This is a genomic window from Clostridium sp. DL-VIII, assembly GCF_000230835.1.
Lineage (GTDB): Bacteria > Bacillota > Clostridia > Clostridiales > Clostridiaceae > Clostridium.
Genome location: NZ_CM001240.1, coordinates 4,965,237 through 4,981,060, shown reverse-complemented (window position 1 = coordinate 4,981,060; position 15,824 = coordinate 4,965,237). Strand labels below are relative to the sequence as shown.

Here is a 15,824-nt window from a genome sequence, read left to right as displayed (position 1 = left end):
ATATTTGTATATATTTGGTTTTCTATATTTTGCATCCGGATATTTACTTAGCGGATAGACATCCTAACTGCAATTTTATTATTGCAACATATATATTAAAAAGGTTATACGCATAAGAATAATCTCTTATGTGTATGGCTTTTTTTGTGTATAGAAGTATAAATATTCTATTTTGTATCATATTACTAATGGGGGGATTTTAGATGGATAGCAGTTGGGGGTATGAAGATATAGATTAAATAAACCAACAACTTAATTTATTACTTGTAACTTTGGTTTACACCACGCACAGTCATAAGTCTCGTTTATATGTCGAATATCTAGAACTTTGAGGCCACATATATAATAATGGAGGAAAATCTAATGAAGATGAAAAGGAGTATAGTAAATCTATATAAGGTTTTACTCACTATGATTGCAATTTTAACAATTGCTGGAGTGCTATTTATTAAACCAGAAGTAGGTGTTGCAGATCAAGGAGATTTCGATAGAATAATGAGAATCTCGGGTCTAACCTTGCTTGATTCAGATAAGAATAACGCTGATTTTATTAGATTCTATGATTATATAGTGCCGGAGTATAAGATAAATGAAATAGATAAAATTTCTGATACCGTAAGAGGCAGCAGCTTAAGTTATTTGATTGTTTTTATAAATGCAATTTGTAAGAACTTTGGACAGAATATATTTAAGACTCAGTATTTGGCTATTATATATAGTATCATGTATGTTATTGCGTTTGCTATTATATTAAAATCTATAAATATAAAGGATAATATTAGATTGATAATAATTCCTATATTAATAATATTGATTTTTTTTGATGGAAACTATTTGGTTTGGTTTAATAGTCTGTATGGGGAACCAATGATGATAGTCACATTTGCACTGTTTATTGCATCGATTTTAAATTATATACATTATAAATATGTGATTAAGAAAAATGGAAGTATGCTGCTAAGAATAATTCCTATATTACTTGCAGCATATTTATTTATAGGATCAAAGCTTCAGGTAAGTGTCTCTTTGCCTTTTGTAGTAATTATTATAGTGAAGATAATATGGGAAAATAGAGATTGTTTAAATAGGATAAGTATAGCAGCTTTATGCGTATGTGTTTATGCGATGATCCTTTATCCAGCAGGGATTTCTAGAAATAGTAACAATCTAAGTAAGGATACAGAGTATAATTCTGTTTTCTATGGAATATTAAATGGCTCTAAAACACCAAAGCAGGATTTAGCAGAATTAGGGCTTGATTCAGATTTGTATGTGGAAGCAGGAAAGCATTCTTACTTAGATACAGATGAATATGCAAAATATGTGCCAGGAACAGAAATAACAGATGAAGAGTTTTATAGTAAGATAAGTAATTTAAAACTTGCTAAGTTTTACTTAAATCATCCTGTAAGATTATTAAAGGGGATGAAATACACGGCTGGAAAAGCTTTTGATACCAGCACCTCATTAGGAAAGTGCTCCCAAAGCTATAGCAAAACTCCAGTAATTGAATTTAATAGATTTACACTTTGGTCATACTTTAGGGATCATGTAATATTTAAGAACTTATACTTTATTGGTGTAGTTTATTTCATAATAATATTAGTTTCAGTTCGTAAATATATCAAAAACAAATGTAATTTAGAATTAAGAAGTAAGATATTCTTACTTTGGATTGCTATGCTAATTGGTGCAGTTCAGTTTCCTATGCCTTTTGTTGGAAATGGAAGAGCAGATACTGCAAAACAATTATTCTTATTTAATTTCATTTTTGACGGATTATTTTTGATTATCTTTGGTTGTATTTTTTCAAAAACAATTAAATATTTTAAAGATAGTTTAGGATAATGAAGGGTGAACCGGTGCGGCTGAGCAAGGTTGTGTAATTTAATCGGTGGAAATCCGTTCTGAAAAGATTAAGTCAAATCATTCAGTAGCGAGTCATGGAGATAAATAGGTAACTATTTATTTTAAGCGTTGACAGTTAGGTTGTAGGCTTGAATGTGAATGAGCCTCGTAATAAGTATAAAGTTGGGAAGGCTGACGGTGTCGGTTCTCTGGAAAGCAATATTATGGTAGGCGATAATGACGAGTCTACTATAACTTCCTCGGGGTCAAAGAGCCAAGCATGCTATACAATGATTACATAGCAACTCAGGAGACTCTATCAACTCTCAAAAAAAAGAGTATAATAAACAACCGATAAAAAGGAAGAATATTAAAAGGTTGATGGGGAGTCGGATAATATCATAGTACCAATGATAGTGGGTAATGCCAAAGTAGGGAAGGAGATTACATATTATTGTCTTAACTAAGGAAACATTACTACGCACAGGAGTAGATGAATTAGTGGAAACAAAATTGATTAAGATAGCAGAAATTGCTAGACAAAAACCAAAAGAAAAATTTACATCACTATACCATTAAAAAAGAAATGTTTTTAAAATGCCATAAGCAATTACTAGGTAATAAAGCAACTGGAATAGATGATGTAACAAAACAAGAATACTCTAAAGAACTGGATAATAATATAGAGAATTTAGTTGTAAAATTAAGAAATCATAGTCATAAACCGCAAGCTGTAAAGCGAGTCTACATACCTAAGGGATATGGGAAAACTAGACCGTTGGGTATTCCTTCTTATGAAGATAAATTAGTACAAATGGCTTTAAATAAGATATTACAATCTATATATGAAGCTGACTTTAAGGGGTTCTCGTACGGATTTAGACCTAAAAGAAATTGTCATAGTGCCATAAAAGCACTAAACAAGGTGATTGAAAATGGAAGAATAAATTATGTGGTTGATGCTGATATTAAAGGATTTTTCAACAATGTAAATCATGAATGGATGATTAAATTCTTAGAAGTGAGAATTGGTGACCCAAACATAATGAGGCTTGTTAAGAAGTTTCTCAAAGCGGGACTAATGGACAATGGTGTTATAATGACAACAGAAATTGGCACACCTCAAGGCTCAATAGTATCCCATACATTAGCCAACATATATTTGCATTACTCCTTAGATTTATGGTTTGAAAAGATAATTAAAAGAAATTTTAGAGGTCAAACCGAAATAACGAGATATGCTGATGATTTTGTATGTTGCTTTCAATACGAAAGCGAAGCTAGACAATTCTGTAGGTTGCTAGTTAGTAGGCTGAATAAATTTAATCTTGAAGTCGAGAGAACTAAATCAAAACTAATATTATTTGGGAGATTTGCAGAAGAAACAAGGAAAAGCAGAGGATTTAAAAATGCAGAGACATTTGATTTTCTTGGGTTCACACATTATTGTGCAAAGAGCAAAAGAGGATACTTTAGAGTAAAGAGGAAAACAAGTAAAAAGAAATTTAGGGCAAAAGTTAAGGACTTTAATCAGTAGATTAAATCTGTTAGGAATAAACTTCATATAGGAGATGTTTTTAAATTAACAAAACAAAAGCTTATGGGGCATTATCAGTACTGTGGAATTACAGATAATTCATATATGATAGGTCAATTCTGCCTAGAAATCTAGAAATAAAGAAAGCACTTTTCAAGTGGTTGAACCGCAGAAGCCAAAGGCGAAGTTTTGATTTGGAGAAGTTTAAAATGTATATGAAGTACAATCCTTTACCTAAGCCTAAAATAAATGTAAATGTATATAGATAGCAAGTTCTGTAAAATAATATGAGGAGCCGTATGCCTTAATTGGGCACGTACGGATCTGAGAGGGGGAAAATTCGTGAGAGCTTTCTCTACTCGACTACCATAAATAACGTAGGACTTTTTTAAAGTATTGTATGATTGTATTGTTCAATGATTTGAGAGGATTTTTATTTATGTTAGACTAACTTTTACGCAGAAATAAGAATATTCGCGTTAAGGGATTAGAGTTAATATTTACTCAATTTATGAAATAATCTGCTATCAACTAAACGAATTGATAGCAGATTATTTGTTTCTACTAAGCTTTCAAAAATATATGATTAATTTTGTATCTAATAAATTCGACACTTTAAATGCATATTCCACCTTCTACTTTTTATTTATTATCAGGAAAATCAGTAGAAAAGGCAAGTTCTTTTTGTGCTTCAAGTTCTTCAAGGCGACTCAAGAGTGCTTGATGTATTGAATTGTAGGAGTCGCTGCCAAGAGTGATTCTTTTTGGAATTAGTTGCTTATCCATACTGCCAATGATGATTTTTACCATTTTTGCTGGATCTCCAATTGGATCAGTTGAGGTATTTTCAAGCATGCGTCTTACGTAATATACTGGAGTAATTGAGTAAGCCTCTAACTCTTGACCTAATTGGGCACTATGATTTTTAAAGTTCGTACGTGCTCCGCCCGGCTCAACGATAGTTAGACTTATGTTAAAAGGAGCTACTTCTTGACTAATAGCTTCGCAGAAGCCCTCAATTCCCCATTTAGTTGCATGATAGAGTGATCCTCCAGGGTATGCAGTTTGGCCAGCAACTGACGAAAACTGTATAATATGTCCTCCTCCTTGAGCACGTAGATGAGGCAGGGAAGCTCGTATCAAATGGATGGAGCCTAAAAGATTGGTGTCAATCTGATGAGTAATTTGGTCAATAGTTAATTCTTCTGCTGCACCAAAAAGTCCATATCCAGCGTTGCTGACAATAATATCAATTTTCCCAAGTTCGTTGAAGACTTGGTCAACAACCTCATAAATTGTTGCGGTGTCGGTAACGTCAAGATGAGCCACCCAGAGAAGATCCCCATATCTTTCCTTAAGATCATCCACCGAATTCATGTTTCGGACAGTACCAGCAACTTTATCTCCTCTTTCAAGGAGTTGTTCAGTCATATGTCGTCCGAAACCGCTGTTAATTCCTGTTATAAACCAAGTTCTTTGTTCCATTTCTCTATACCTCTTTCTTCCTAGAATTAAATAATTTAGACATTAAGTTTAACTAACTATATTATCACATGGGGGATAAAAAAAATATATAACGATAATGCTTAAAATTTGCCTAATTCTGCAAAGTATTAATACAATGAATTGAGGAAAAAATAAATTGATTTTTTAAGCAATATCTACTATAGTTTTAATAAATATTATCATTGAGTAGAGAAATGAAGCTAGATATGGAGTTATTAACAGGTGATATACAAATAAAGGCTAGGTGATAAATAAATGTTAGATAAAAGAGAAAATTTGAAAAAAGAAGTATTATTCGAAGAGAGCAACTTTATTAAAAAGAAGGCATTAGATACTATGATTGAAATGACAGAGAAGATTACGAAAATGGATGGAAGCAGGAGTACAATAATTCCGTTTTTTTCAATCGAAAGGCACAGTCAAGAAATTCCTCCAACACCGGGAGTTATGAATCCTGCATTTGGTATCATTCTTCAAGGAAGAAAGGAAGTTCATTTAGGAAACGAAATTATTCATTTTAATCCTGGTGATTTCGTAGCTTCTATAATTGATATGCCTGTATCTGTACAAGTAAAAGGAGTTTCAAAAGAGTTGCCAAGTATTAGTCTGCGAATCGGCTTTACTAGAAGTGAAATTGCTTCTGTAGTGATGGATGCTCATATTGAGTTTAATATAAAGAATAAGAATCTATATTTAGGAGCATTTGTAGGAAGGTCAGATGAGGAACTGCTAGATTTATTTATAAGACTTTTGAAGCTAACTGATAGACCTAAAGATGCGTACTTTTTATCCGAACTTATTAAGCGTGAAATGATTTATCATCTATTAACTGGAGAGTATGGATACCTATTTTTCCAACAGGTACTTGTTGACCAGGAAATAGTTGGAATTGGTAAAGCTATAGAATGGATTAAAGAAAATTATACGCGTTCTTTTACTGTGGAAGAGCTAGCAAAATCAAATAATATGAGTGTCTCAGGACTGCACCATAAGTTTAAAGCTGTAACTGCCATTGGTCCGTTACAATATCAGAAAGAGCTGCGACTTCATGAAGCAAGACGACTGATGCTTAGTGATTCTATTGATGTTACTACTGCTGCCATGGAAGTTGGTTATGAAAGCTCATCTCAATTTACCAGGGAATATAAGCGGTTATTCGGACAGCCGCCACTTAAAGATATAAGAGCTTTGCGAAAAAGTTTTGAAAATGGTGAATTTCAAAGTGGTATATAAGATGTATTGTATGCTTTTCCAGTTGGTGATAATTTGTTGTTTCAGCATTTAGATTTTAAAAAGTCTACGTTATAACTGTTACGGTGAACCATATAATAAATGAAGGATATTATGTAAACTTGAAGGAAATATAGTGCTTGACGCAAACTGGTTATTAAGGTAAAATTGAGAGAAATATTATTGCTGTGAAGAGGAATAGTAAGTATAGTGATTTCATTTAGAGAGGGAATGCTTGGTGAAAGTTCCTAGAAATTATATACTGAACCAGCCTTGGAGTTCTGTACCGAAATAATAGTAGGCTACAGCGGGTATTTCCGTTATAGATAAAGAGAGATTATAAGATTATTGCGCGCAATTTTATAATAATTAGGGTGGTAACGCCAAGAAGGGTCCCTTTTGGATTTTTCTTGGTGTTTTTTGTATTTAAAAATTAATAGACAGAAAGGAAGAAAATTATGGGTAAAAATAATAATAAAAAATTTGTTGAAGCTATAACAGCTATAGATGAAGATTTTGCACAGTGGTATACAGATATTGTAAAGAAAGCAGAGCTTATTGATTATTCAACAGTTAAAGGTTGCATGATTATAAGACCTTATGGATATGCAATTTGGGAAAACATTCAAAAGTACTTAGATAATAGGATTAAGGAAACAGGGCATGAAAATGTATATATGCCAATGTTCATACCAGAATCATTATTGCAAAGAGAAAAGGATCATGTAGAAGGATTTTCACCAGAGGTTGCTTATGTTACTAGAGCAGGAGGAGAAGATCTTGCTGAAAGATTAATAGTGAGACCAACTTCAGAAACTCTATTTTGTGAGCATTATGCTAAGATTATTCAAAGTTATAATGATTTGCCTAAGAAATATAATCAATGGTGTTCTGTTGTAAGATGGGAAAAAACAACTAGACCATTTTTAAGAACCTCTGAATTTTTATGGCAAGAAGGACATACTGCTCATGCAACAGCAGAAGAAGCAGAAAAAGAAACTATAGATATGTTAAATGTTTATGCTAATATGCTAGAAGAATATTTGGCAATTCCAGTTCTAAAAGGACAAAAAACTGAAAAAGAAAAGTTTGCAGGAGCTAAGGCAACATATACAATTGAAAGCTTGATGCATGATGGAAAGGCACTTCAAAGTGGAACATCTCATGACTTTGGAGATGGATTTGCTAGAGCATTTAATATAAAATATTCAGATAAAAATTCTAAGTTGCAATATGTGCATCAAACTTCATGGGGAGTTACAACTAGATTAATTGGAGCTATTATAATGGTTCATGGAGATGACAGTGGGTTAGTATTACCACCAAAGGTAGCACCAATTCAAGCGGTCATTGTTCCAATTGCGCAACATAAAGATGGAGTTCTCGACAAGGCTAATGAACTAAAAAATATGCTTTCTAGTGTTGTAAGAATTAAGTTAGATGATTCAGATAAGATGCCAGGATGGAAGTTCAATGAATATGAAATGAAGGGGATACCAGTTAGAATTGAAATTGGACCAAAGGATATAGAAAACAATCAAGCGGTTTTAGTTAGAAGAGATACTAGAGAAAAAGAAGTAGTTAATTTAAATGATTTGAAGGATAGAATTTTAGTTATACTAGATGAGATTCACAAGAACTTATATGAAAAGGCATTAAAGAATAGGGAAGAACGGACCTATGTTGCTAAAACAATGGAAGAACTTAAAGATAATGCTGAAAATAAATCAGGTTTCACTAAAGCTATGTGGTGTGGGGAAAGAGAATGCGAAGAAAAGATTAAGGAGGTAGTAGGATTAACTTCTAGATGTATTCCATTTGAACAAGAAGAGATTGATACTAAATGTGTATGTTGTGGCAAAAAAGCAGAAAAAATGGTTTATTGGGGTAAAGCATATTAAGATTTTATATTATTGTTGCTATATTACCTGCTACTGATATTAATAATATACTCAAGTTACTGGGGCGAACCAAGTTCAGATGATGGAGGAGGTTTGCCTTCTTATTTTGTTTCTAGAAAAAAGCTAATGATAAATCTTGTGAATATAAAAATTTGGATATAGGCAATATTTATATATGAATAAATTAATGATGTATTTTAAACCACAGAATAAGTAAAAAATAAACCTAGTGGTTCTATTGTATATGGCAATGAATCCGTATAATTAATAGGTATAATATGGTTTAGGAGATATAATTATGAATGATTATTTTATAAAAGAAAGTAATGATACTGACGCAAAATTAATTATAGAGAACTTAGTAAATTAAAATTTATCTATAGTTCCACAAATTCAGGAACAGCCTTTCATATGGATAAATAGAGTTATTAAAAATAATGAAGATAAAATCATTGCAGGGATAAATAGCAAAATGTATTGTTGGAATTACTTATATATAGATTCTCTATGGGTTAATGCCGATAAGAGTATTCGGAATTTAATTAAAGTTTATCTTGAAAATGAGGGATATAACATTTTAGAAGCTTCTATGGAAGAATTAAATATCTAAAGAATATTAGTAAAAGTATTACTAATATAAAGACACAGCACTATTTAAATCCTATAGAGATAAAGGGCAATGACGAGATTTCTCAGTTAGCTGAAGATATAAATACAATGTCTGAGAGACTTAAAGAAAATTATGAAAAAGAAAAAAAGCAGGAAGAAGCTAAAAACGAGTTGATAGTTGCTGTTTCACATGACTTAAAAACGCCATTAACATCTATTATTGGATATTTGGAACTTCTTAATGAAGATAAAGAAAGTTTTACAGAAAAACAGCAAGAGTTTTTAAAAGTAGCTTATGAAAAAAGTGGAAATTTAAAGAAATTAATTGAAGAACTTTTTGAATATACTAAGCTTTCAAATAATTATGTGAAACTAAATAAAATTCCATTTAATGTAGCTGTTCTAATAAATCAGATAGTGGGGGAGCATGTTTTATTTTTAGATGAAAAGAATATAAAGGTTGAAATTGAATGTACTAAAAATGAATTGATGTGTGAGATCGATATGCAAAAATTTATTAGAGTTATTGAAAACTTAGTGAAAAATGCTGAAAAGTATAGTTATAAAGACTCAACATTTAAAATTATAATGTGGGAAGAAGATAAGAATATTAAACTTTCTTTTATTAATGAAGGTCATAATATTAGTAAAGATGATTTGGTGAAGATATTTGATGAAATGTATAGAATTGATAAGTCTAGAAATGTTGAAGTAGAAGGATCTGGCCTTGGTCTTCCTATTTCAAAGAAAATTATTCAACTTCATAGAGGAAGAATTTGGGCTGAATGTAGCGGAAATAAAATTAATTTTAATATCGAATTACCTAAAAGTACGAGATAAATTTATCTAAAAAAAATCTTAAGAATTCTTAAGATTTTTCTAGTCCTTTATTTAATAAATCCGATATACAATGAATCTTATAGTTAGAAAAGTAGGAAATTTATAATTTTAAATATAAAAATTACTGCAAGAATAAAGGTATTAATGATGAATAAGTTATTTAAAGGCTTTGCTTTTTTGTTTTGGATAGCAATCCTAGTTGTATTTTTTAAATATCAATTGTATATTGATGGGGCAGGAAAAATAACTGGATTTTTGCAAGCATATCCAAATTATAGTACATTGTCATTTTTAATAATTGCTTCATTTAGGATTTTTACACTTATTCCTTGTACTGCATTCATTATCAGTGCCGGAATGTTATTTAATCCTGTAAAAGCATTTATTTTAGTTACCATAGCAAATTTATTAAGTGAGATTTTTTTATTTTTATTTGTTAAAGCCACAATTTATCTTATGTAACAAACTTTAGCCGTTTTCTTGACCCCACTGAGACATAAGCTTCATTATTGGAATGAGTGTTTTTCCTTTATCAGTTAAACTATATTCGACTTTTGGTGGAATTTGATTATATTGTTCTCTATGAATAATGTCGCTATCCTCTAGTTCTTTAAGTTGTTGGCTTAAAGTCCTATGAGCTATAACTTGTACTTTATTTTTTAATTCGCCATAACGTAGCATTCCATACTTAGATAGCAAAAACAATATTATCCATTTACATTTTCCGCTTACGATTGACAAAGTATAAATCATAGGGCAGTCTTCTCTAAACTTAAGTTCGTGTTCATTTTCCATAATATTTTCCTCCTTACTTACTTATTGTTTAGTATATAACAATAATGTGCATACTTCATTTTTATAAAATAATCATATACAATACAAATAGAGATTGCAATCGCTAAAAAATAAAAAATGGAGGCTTATATGAAAGTTATAGTAATAAATGGTAGTCCAAGAAAGAATGGGACAACTTCAATTCTATTGAATGAAGCAATTAAAGGGGCAGTTTCACAAGGAGCAGAAACCGAACTAATAAATCTTTATGATTTTAATTATAAAGGTTGTAAGGGGTGCTTAGCGTGCAAAAATAAAGATGGAAAAAGTTATGGTATGTGCGCTATAAAAGATGAGCTGACTCCAATTCTTAAAAAAGTTATTGATGCAGATGCTGTTATCATTGGCTCTCCTATATATTTTAGTTCTCTTACAGGCGAAGCAAGATCTTTTATGGAAAGATTAATATGGCCTCGTATGGGGTTTGAAGGCTCTGGTTCTCCCAAAAAAATTATACCGACTGGTTATATTTATACTATGAATGTAGAGAATATAACAGACGATGTACTTGGTTATAGTTACAAGGATCATTTTAAAAGCATTGAATTGCAGACACAATGGGGGATGGGAGCAGCTGAATCACTGAGCGTTACTAGGATTTATAATTATCCACTAGAAACAGAGTATTCAAAGTATTTTTCGACACTAATTAACCCAAATGGTACTGTAGAAGATACTGAGAAACGAAAGGAAGAGTTTATAACAGATTGTGATAAAGCTTTTGAGCTAGGCATTAAGCTTGCAAAACAAAGTACTATTTCTAATTAATCATAATAAATATATTTAAATATAAAGGGGTGATTGTAAAATGATTACGAATAATGTAATGCTTAGGCTTGAGGAAAGAAGCAATGAAAATATCCAAAAGGCAAGAAATATTTTGTTAAGTATGAAAGGTAAGATTGAAATTCTACGTGATATAAAAGTAGAAGTTGCTATACATGAAGGAGAATATGATATTTTGCTCATTACTAAGTTTGATTCGATGGAAGATTTGAATAACTATCAGGTCCACCCGGTTCATCTTGAAGTACAAAAACATATTCTCAGTGTTCTTAAGACTGCAGCATCTTTATGCTATGAATCCATGGATTAATATAAATAAATCCATGAAATAATAGATAAACTGCATCCTGTAAGATAGATGCAGAAAAAGAGGTAAAAAGTAAAAATCAAAAGGATTAATAAAGAAAATATATTTAGAAGAAGGAATAGTAATTCTTAATATATGTAAAGACAATATATTAACAATGACTCCAATTAATGAAAGAGAACAAAGTCAAAATGAATGAGGTTCTCTTTCTTCTTTCTTTTCAAGAATGATATTTATGGTAAATATTTCAATACTAATAATAGGGTTAGGAAATTTAAGATTTACATTGGTATATATTGATATGTTTTTATGCTGAGATCTAAGATATATTTTTTATTACATTCTTATTATTTTCATATTAATTGTTTGGTAGCATATTTTCTTTAATAACATTTGATAATATTTTAATTCCTTCTCTTATTTTCGCTTCATTAATATTTGTGTAGTTCAAGCGTAAGGTATTTTTATGACCACCATTTGGGAAAAATGCTTCGCCTGAAATAAAAGCTATACCATTTTTCAATGCACATTTTAGTAAGTCCTTGCTGTCCATATAAGTTGGAAGTGTAACCCAGAGAAAAAAGCCTCCATTAGGTTCAGTATATTTAACTTCTTTGGGAAAGTCAGCTTTAATTGCATTAAGCATAGCATCCCTCCTATTTTTATAAATTGCTATATTTTTTTCTATATGTGCTTTAACATCATATTTTTCAAAGAACTTTGTTATCTGCATCTGAGAAAATATATTTGTATGAAGATCTGAACCTTGTCTAAACAAGACAAATTTTTTTATAATTTCTTTGGAAGCACAAATCCATCCAATTCTGAAGCCTGGACAAACGATTTTTGAAAAGGTACTGAGATAGATAACTCGTTCTTCAGTATCAAGACTTTTCAATGAAGGAAGATATTGCCCAGTAAAATTCAACTCACTGTAGGGACTATCTTCAACTATTAAAATATTATATTTGTTTGCCAGCTCAATTATTGATTTTCGTCGTTCAAAACTTAATGTAACTCCTGTTGGATTTTGAAAATCTGGTATAGTATAGAGAAACTTAACATTTTTACTATTTTTAAGTTTTTCTTCTAAGACTTCCGGGTCTAAACCTTCATTATCTATAAAGATCTCTTCAAACTTTGGATAAAAAGGTTTAAAGGCATTAATTGCGGAAAGATATGTAGGGCTTTCGCAGATTATAGTATCACCTTCATCAATAAATGCCTTTGCAGTTAGATCCAAACCTTGCTGAGAGCCTGAAATAATCAGTATATTATCTATGTCTGTATTGATTCCTCTTTCTCTCATAATTTCAATAATGATTTTCCTAAGCTTATCATATCCTTCAGAGGTCGAGTATTGCATACTTTTTCCACCATGGTCTGAAAGTATTTCATTACAAATAACCTTCATTTCCTCTACCGGAAATGTTTCCTCTGAAGGAAGTCCACCTCCGAATGAAATAATATTATTGTTTCCTATTAATTTTAATAGCTCCCTTATTTCAGAAGCTTCAATTGTATCACTTCTTTTTGAAAATTTAATATTCATGTTAAACATCATTCCTTTCGTTGTGTTCAGGGTACAAAAAATTATCAATGAATTAGAAGTTTAAAATCGGGAACTGATAATGCACAATATACTAGGAGAAATGCCATAACAATATTGAATAACTTTCTATGACGGCTAAGAATTTTTTGAAATAATGAACCAAAAAGAGTCCAGCAGGACATCGATATAAATCCTACGAATGCAAGGAATATAGCAAATAAGTATAATATTATGCTCGATTTATAGTATGGTATTATAAAAATTGAAGTCACTGTTATACCATAAAGTATTGTTTTAGGATTCATGAATTGCATAAGCATTCCAGATTTAAATGTATTGATATTGTAATCATTAATTGCATTTGGGTTAGAATTACTTTTGAGTATCTTGATAGCTAAATATATTATGTATGCCGAACTAAATATCTCCATAGACAACTTTATGTTGGGAAGAAGTTTAAATAAAAATAAGTTGAGATAACCACACAATAACATGATCACAGCCATACCCGCTGTAGCGCCTAGAACAAATTTCAATGCTTTTTTATATCCAAAGTTAGTACCATTTGTCATAGACATAATATTATTTGGACCAGGTGTAAAAGTTGAAACAAGAACATAAGATAAAAGTGCAGATAAATTGAACATAGCTGACCTCCTTAATTTTTTAATTTGAAAAGATAGTAACAATATGATATCATGCTACTAATAATTAGTGAAATCAATAGTTTAAATTGTAACAATCAAAATAAATGATTGATTTGGAGGTATATACAAATGGAATTTCGTCAATTAAATGCATTTATTACCGTAGCTAAGCTGAGTAATTTTACAAAAGCAGCATTTGAACTAGGATATTCACAATCTGCTATCACTGCTCAGATACAACAGTTGGAAAAAGAATTAGGTGTTAATTTATTTGAAAGATTAGGGAAAAATATATCTTTGACTTCAGAAGGGGAGCAGTTTCTTGTTTATGCTAAACAAATAATTAATCTTTGTGATGAAGCAAAAAACAATTTAAGTACATCAGATGTAGTAAAGGGAACTTTGACAATAGGGGCTAATGAATCACTTTGTGCTGTAAGGCTTCCTCCTCTATTAAAGGAATTTCATGAGCGTTATCCGGAGATTGAAATTATTCTAAAAATGGAGGGGAATAACAAATGTAAAGCATTGATAAGAGAAAATCAGATCGATGTTGCTTTTATTATTGGTCAGAAAATCAGTGATTCTGAGTTAATTACAGAATTGGAATTTCCTGAACCTTTAGTTTTATTAGCAGCCCCAGGACATCCACTCACTTTCAAGAAATATGTTTATCCTGAAGATATTGCTGACTGTAACATAGTTGTTGCAGAAAAAGGCTGCGGTTACCGAAATCTTTTTGAACAAAGCCTCAATGATGCTGGGGTAACTCCGAAATCAATAATGGAAATGGGCAGTATTCAATCAATCAAACAATTGACAATGAGCGGACTTGGAATAACGCTGCTTCCCAAGATTGCTGCTCAGGAGGAGTTGAAACGAAATGAATTGATAGAACTTCATTTGTGGGAAGATTCCTTCTATTTGACTACGCAAATGGTATATCACAGGAATAAGTGGGTTTCAAGAGCATTAAGAGCCTTTATAAATTTGAGTAAAGAAATGATGAATAGTTAATATAATATTTTGAATTGAAATAACAAAGGTATTTGTTTTGTGTTCTTATAAAGTCATTCTGACTGCCAAGTTTTTTTCGTATATTTTTTATATGAACAGTGACTGTGTTTAGTTCACCAAATTCATCTCCCTAAATATAATTCCATCTACTTTGTATATAACATTCATATACAAAGTAGAATAAAAGGCTCTTATTTTTATTGTATCAAAGCTATAACTGATTGAGCTTGCTTTCAGGCTCTTCACCATTCTCTACACGCTTTATATTATTCACGAAGAAATCATATCTTTTTTTATGGAATTTGAGACCATCAGGCAAGCCTGCTGTATGAGGAGTAAGTATAACATTTCTTAGATTTCGGAGTTCACTTTCAATTGGAAGAGGTTCAAATTCAAACACATCAAGGCATGCTCCTGAAATGTCCCTATTTTTTAATGCATCTATCAACTCTCTTTCGTTGACAATTCCGCCGCGGGCTGTATTGACAAAAAGTGCAGTATTCTTCATTTTCTTGAATACCTCTTTGTTGATCAGCTGTTTGGTTTGCTGATTCAAGGATACATGTACACTTACTATGTCCGATGCGCTTACAAGAGTATCGAAATCCGTCATTTTCACAAAACTGTCAGACTGTACAACGGGATTTCTAGCATAAGCCAGAACATTCATATCAAAAACCCTGCAAAACTCAGCTACTTTTTTACCGATGGCGCCAAAGCCTATAATCCCGATGGTTTTGCCTTTTAATTCACTCCCTGTATACTGCAATTCATTTTCATCTATCCTATTCTTCATGAAAGAATCAAGAAACGGTATGTTTTTATAATAAGACAATATGAGCGCCATTACGTGTTCGGCAACTGCCTGTGCATTAACTCCCGCAGCATTGGCGGCCCAAATGCCGTACTGCGTACAGGCATCTATATCTACATTGTCAAATCCTGCACCCGTCTGTACTAACGTTAATTTTTTTGCTATAGAAAGCAAACTGCAATCTACTTTAATATGTTCAGGTATGAGTACCTGACAATCTTCAATGTGATGCAACATTTCTTTTCCGGGCTGGACAATTACAATGTCCCAGTCTTCTGGAAAATGCCTTACAATATTTGATTTTGAGGTCTCAGTAAAATATCCGACTATAAGAATTTTCATTTTTAAACCACCTTTCATGCTCTATATCTATTTCGAAGAAAATCCGTTTGATGT

General features: G+C 31.4%; 15 protein-coding genes, 1 pseudogene and 1 other annotated feature. Of the genes and pseudogenes, 10 read left to right on the top strand and 6 right to left on the bottom strand.

The window, feature by feature from the left end; translation table 11 throughout:
- The first annotated feature begins 363 nt into the window (after positions 1 to 363).
- The 3 genes from CDLVIII_RS22985 (at position 364) to ltrA (ending at position 3,385) form a co-directional block, all read left to right on the top strand.
- Complete coding sequence (locus CDLVIII_RS22985; RefSeq protein WP_009171870.1) at positions 364 to 1,848, top strand: hypothetical protein; 1,485 nt, start codon at positions 364 to 366, stop codon at positions 1,846 to 1,848.
- 155 nt (positions 1,849 to 2,003) lie between these two features.
- The gene (locus CDLVIII_RS31600) at positions 2,004 to 2,150 is read left to right on the top strand and encodes a hypothetical protein (RefSeq protein WP_186005522.1); all 147 of its coding nucleotides are present in this window, start codon (positions 2,004 to 2,006) and stop codon (positions 2,148 to 2,150) included.
- Positions 2,151 to 2,380: 230 nt separating this feature from the next.
- The gene (gene ltrA, locus CDLVIII_RS22980) at positions 2,381 to 3,385 is read left to right on the top strand and encodes a group II intron reverse transcriptase/maturase (protein WP_242835797.1); all 1,005 of its coding nucleotides are present in this window, start codon (positions 2,381 to 2,383) and stop codon (positions 3,383 to 3,385) included.
- 642 nt (positions 3,386 to 4,027) lie between these two features.
- Here the strand turns inward: ltrA and CDLVIII_RS22975 are convergent.
- Entirely contained in the window at positions 4,028 to 4,870 is an 843-nt protein-coding gene (locus CDLVIII_RS22975; RefSeq protein ID WP_009171869.1) for an SDR family oxidoreductase, read from the bottom strand.
- 276 nt (positions 4,871 to 5,146) lie between these two features.
- Between CDLVIII_RS22975 and CDLVIII_RS22970 the strand changes: the two genes are divergently transcribed.
- From CDLVIII_RS22970 to CDLVIII_RS22960, 4 genes and pseudogenes are all read left to right on the top strand, one after another.
- The gene (locus tag CDLVIII_RS22970; RefSeq protein WP_009171868.1) at positions 5,147 to 6,124 is read left to right on the top strand and encodes an AraC family transcriptional regulator; all 978 of its coding nucleotides are present in this window, start codon (positions 5,147 to 5,149) and stop codon (positions 6,122 to 6,124) included.
- A 176-nt stretch (positions 6,125 to 6,300) separates the two neighbouring features.
- Positions 6,301 to 6,522, top strand: a binding site (T-box leader).
- Positions 6,523 to 6,579: 57 nt separating this feature from the next.
- Positions 6,580 to 8,022: a proline--tRNA ligase gene (gene proS / locus CDLVIII_RS22965; RefSeq protein ID WP_009171867.1), complete on the top strand. Its 1,443-nt coding sequence runs from the start codon at positions 6,580 to 6,582 to the stop codon at positions 8,020 to 8,022.
- A 597-nt stretch (positions 8,023 to 8,619) separates the two neighbouring features.
- Positions 8,620 to 8,700 (top strand): annotated as a pseudogene (locus CDLVIII_RS32805) (hypothetical protein); the annotation flags it as partial.
- A 39-nt stretch (positions 8,701 to 8,739) separates the two neighbouring features.
- Positions 8,740 to 9,471, top strand: coding sequence for a HAMP domain-containing sensor histidine kinase (locus tag CDLVIII_RS22960; RefSeq protein WP_242835796.1), 732 nt, complete (start codon positions 8,740 to 8,742; stop codon positions 9,469 to 9,471).
- Between the two features lie 272 nt (positions 9,472 to 9,743).
- Here CDLVIII_RS22960 and CDLVIII_RS31595 read toward each other — a convergent pair whose 3' ends face one another.
- Both CDLVIII_RS31595 and CDLVIII_RS22950 read right to left on the bottom strand, forming a co-directional pair.
- Entirely contained in the window at positions 9,744 to 9,917 is a 174-nt protein-coding gene (locus tag CDLVIII_RS31595) for a hypothetical protein (protein ID WP_186005521.1), read from the bottom strand.
- Positions 9,918 to 9,939: 22 nt separating this feature from the next.
- Complete coding sequence (locus CDLVIII_RS22950; protein ID WP_009171865.1) at positions 9,940 to 10,266, bottom strand: helix-turn-helix domain-containing protein; 327 nt, start codon at positions 10,264 to 10,266, stop codon at positions 9,940 to 9,942.
- Positions 10,267 to 10,395: 129 nt separating this feature from the next.
- Here CDLVIII_RS22950 and CDLVIII_RS22945 point away from each other — a divergent pair, with 129 nt between their 5' ends.
- Both CDLVIII_RS22945 and CDLVIII_RS22940 read left to right on the top strand, forming a co-directional pair.
- Complete coding sequence (locus CDLVIII_RS22945) at positions 10,396 to 11,073, top strand: flavodoxin family protein (RefSeq protein ID WP_009171864.1); 678 nt, start codon at positions 10,396 to 10,398, stop codon at positions 11,071 to 11,073.
- A 40-nt stretch (positions 11,074 to 11,113) separates the two neighbouring features.
- On the top strand, positions 11,114 to 11,401 hold the full coding sequence (locus CDLVIII_RS22940; protein WP_009171863.1) for a Dabb family protein: 288 nt from the start codon (positions 11,114 to 11,116) through the stop codon (positions 11,399 to 11,401).
- Between the two features lie 355 nt (positions 11,402 to 11,756).
- Here the strand turns inward: CDLVIII_RS22940 and CDLVIII_RS22935 are convergent, their stop codons facing one another.
- Both CDLVIII_RS22935 and CDLVIII_RS22930 read right to left on the bottom strand, forming a co-directional pair.
- Positions 11,757 to 12,950, bottom strand: coding sequence for a PLP-dependent aminotransferase family protein (locus CDLVIII_RS22935; protein WP_009171862.1), 1,194 nt, complete (start codon positions 12,948 to 12,950; stop codon positions 11,757 to 11,759).
- A gap of 44 nt (positions 12,951 to 12,994) precedes the next feature.
- Positions 12,995 to 13,597 carry a LysE family transporter gene (locus CDLVIII_RS22930; RefSeq protein ID WP_009171861.1) on the bottom strand — a complete coding sequence of 201 codons (603 nt, stop codon included), beginning with the start codon at positions 13,595 to 13,597 and terminating at the stop codon, positions 12,995 to 12,997.
- Positions 13,598 to 13,726: 129 nt separating this feature from the next.
- Between CDLVIII_RS22930 and CDLVIII_RS22925 the strand changes: the two genes are divergently transcribed.
- Positions 13,727 to 14,614 (top strand): LysR family transcriptional regulator, encoded by an 888-nt coding sequence (locus CDLVIII_RS22925; RefSeq protein ID WP_009171860.1) that lies wholly within the window; start codon positions 13,727 to 13,729, stop codon positions 14,612 to 14,614.
- A gap of 211 nt (positions 14,615 to 14,825) precedes the next feature.
- Here CDLVIII_RS22925 and CDLVIII_RS22920 read toward each other — a convergent pair whose 3' ends face one another.
- Positions 14,826 to 15,770, bottom strand: a complete 945-nt coding sequence (locus CDLVIII_RS22920) for an NAD(P)-dependent oxidoreductase (protein WP_009171859.1) — start codon at positions 15,768 to 15,770, stop codon at positions 14,826 to 14,828.
- Between the last annotated feature and the right edge of the window lie 54 nt (positions 15,771 to 15,824).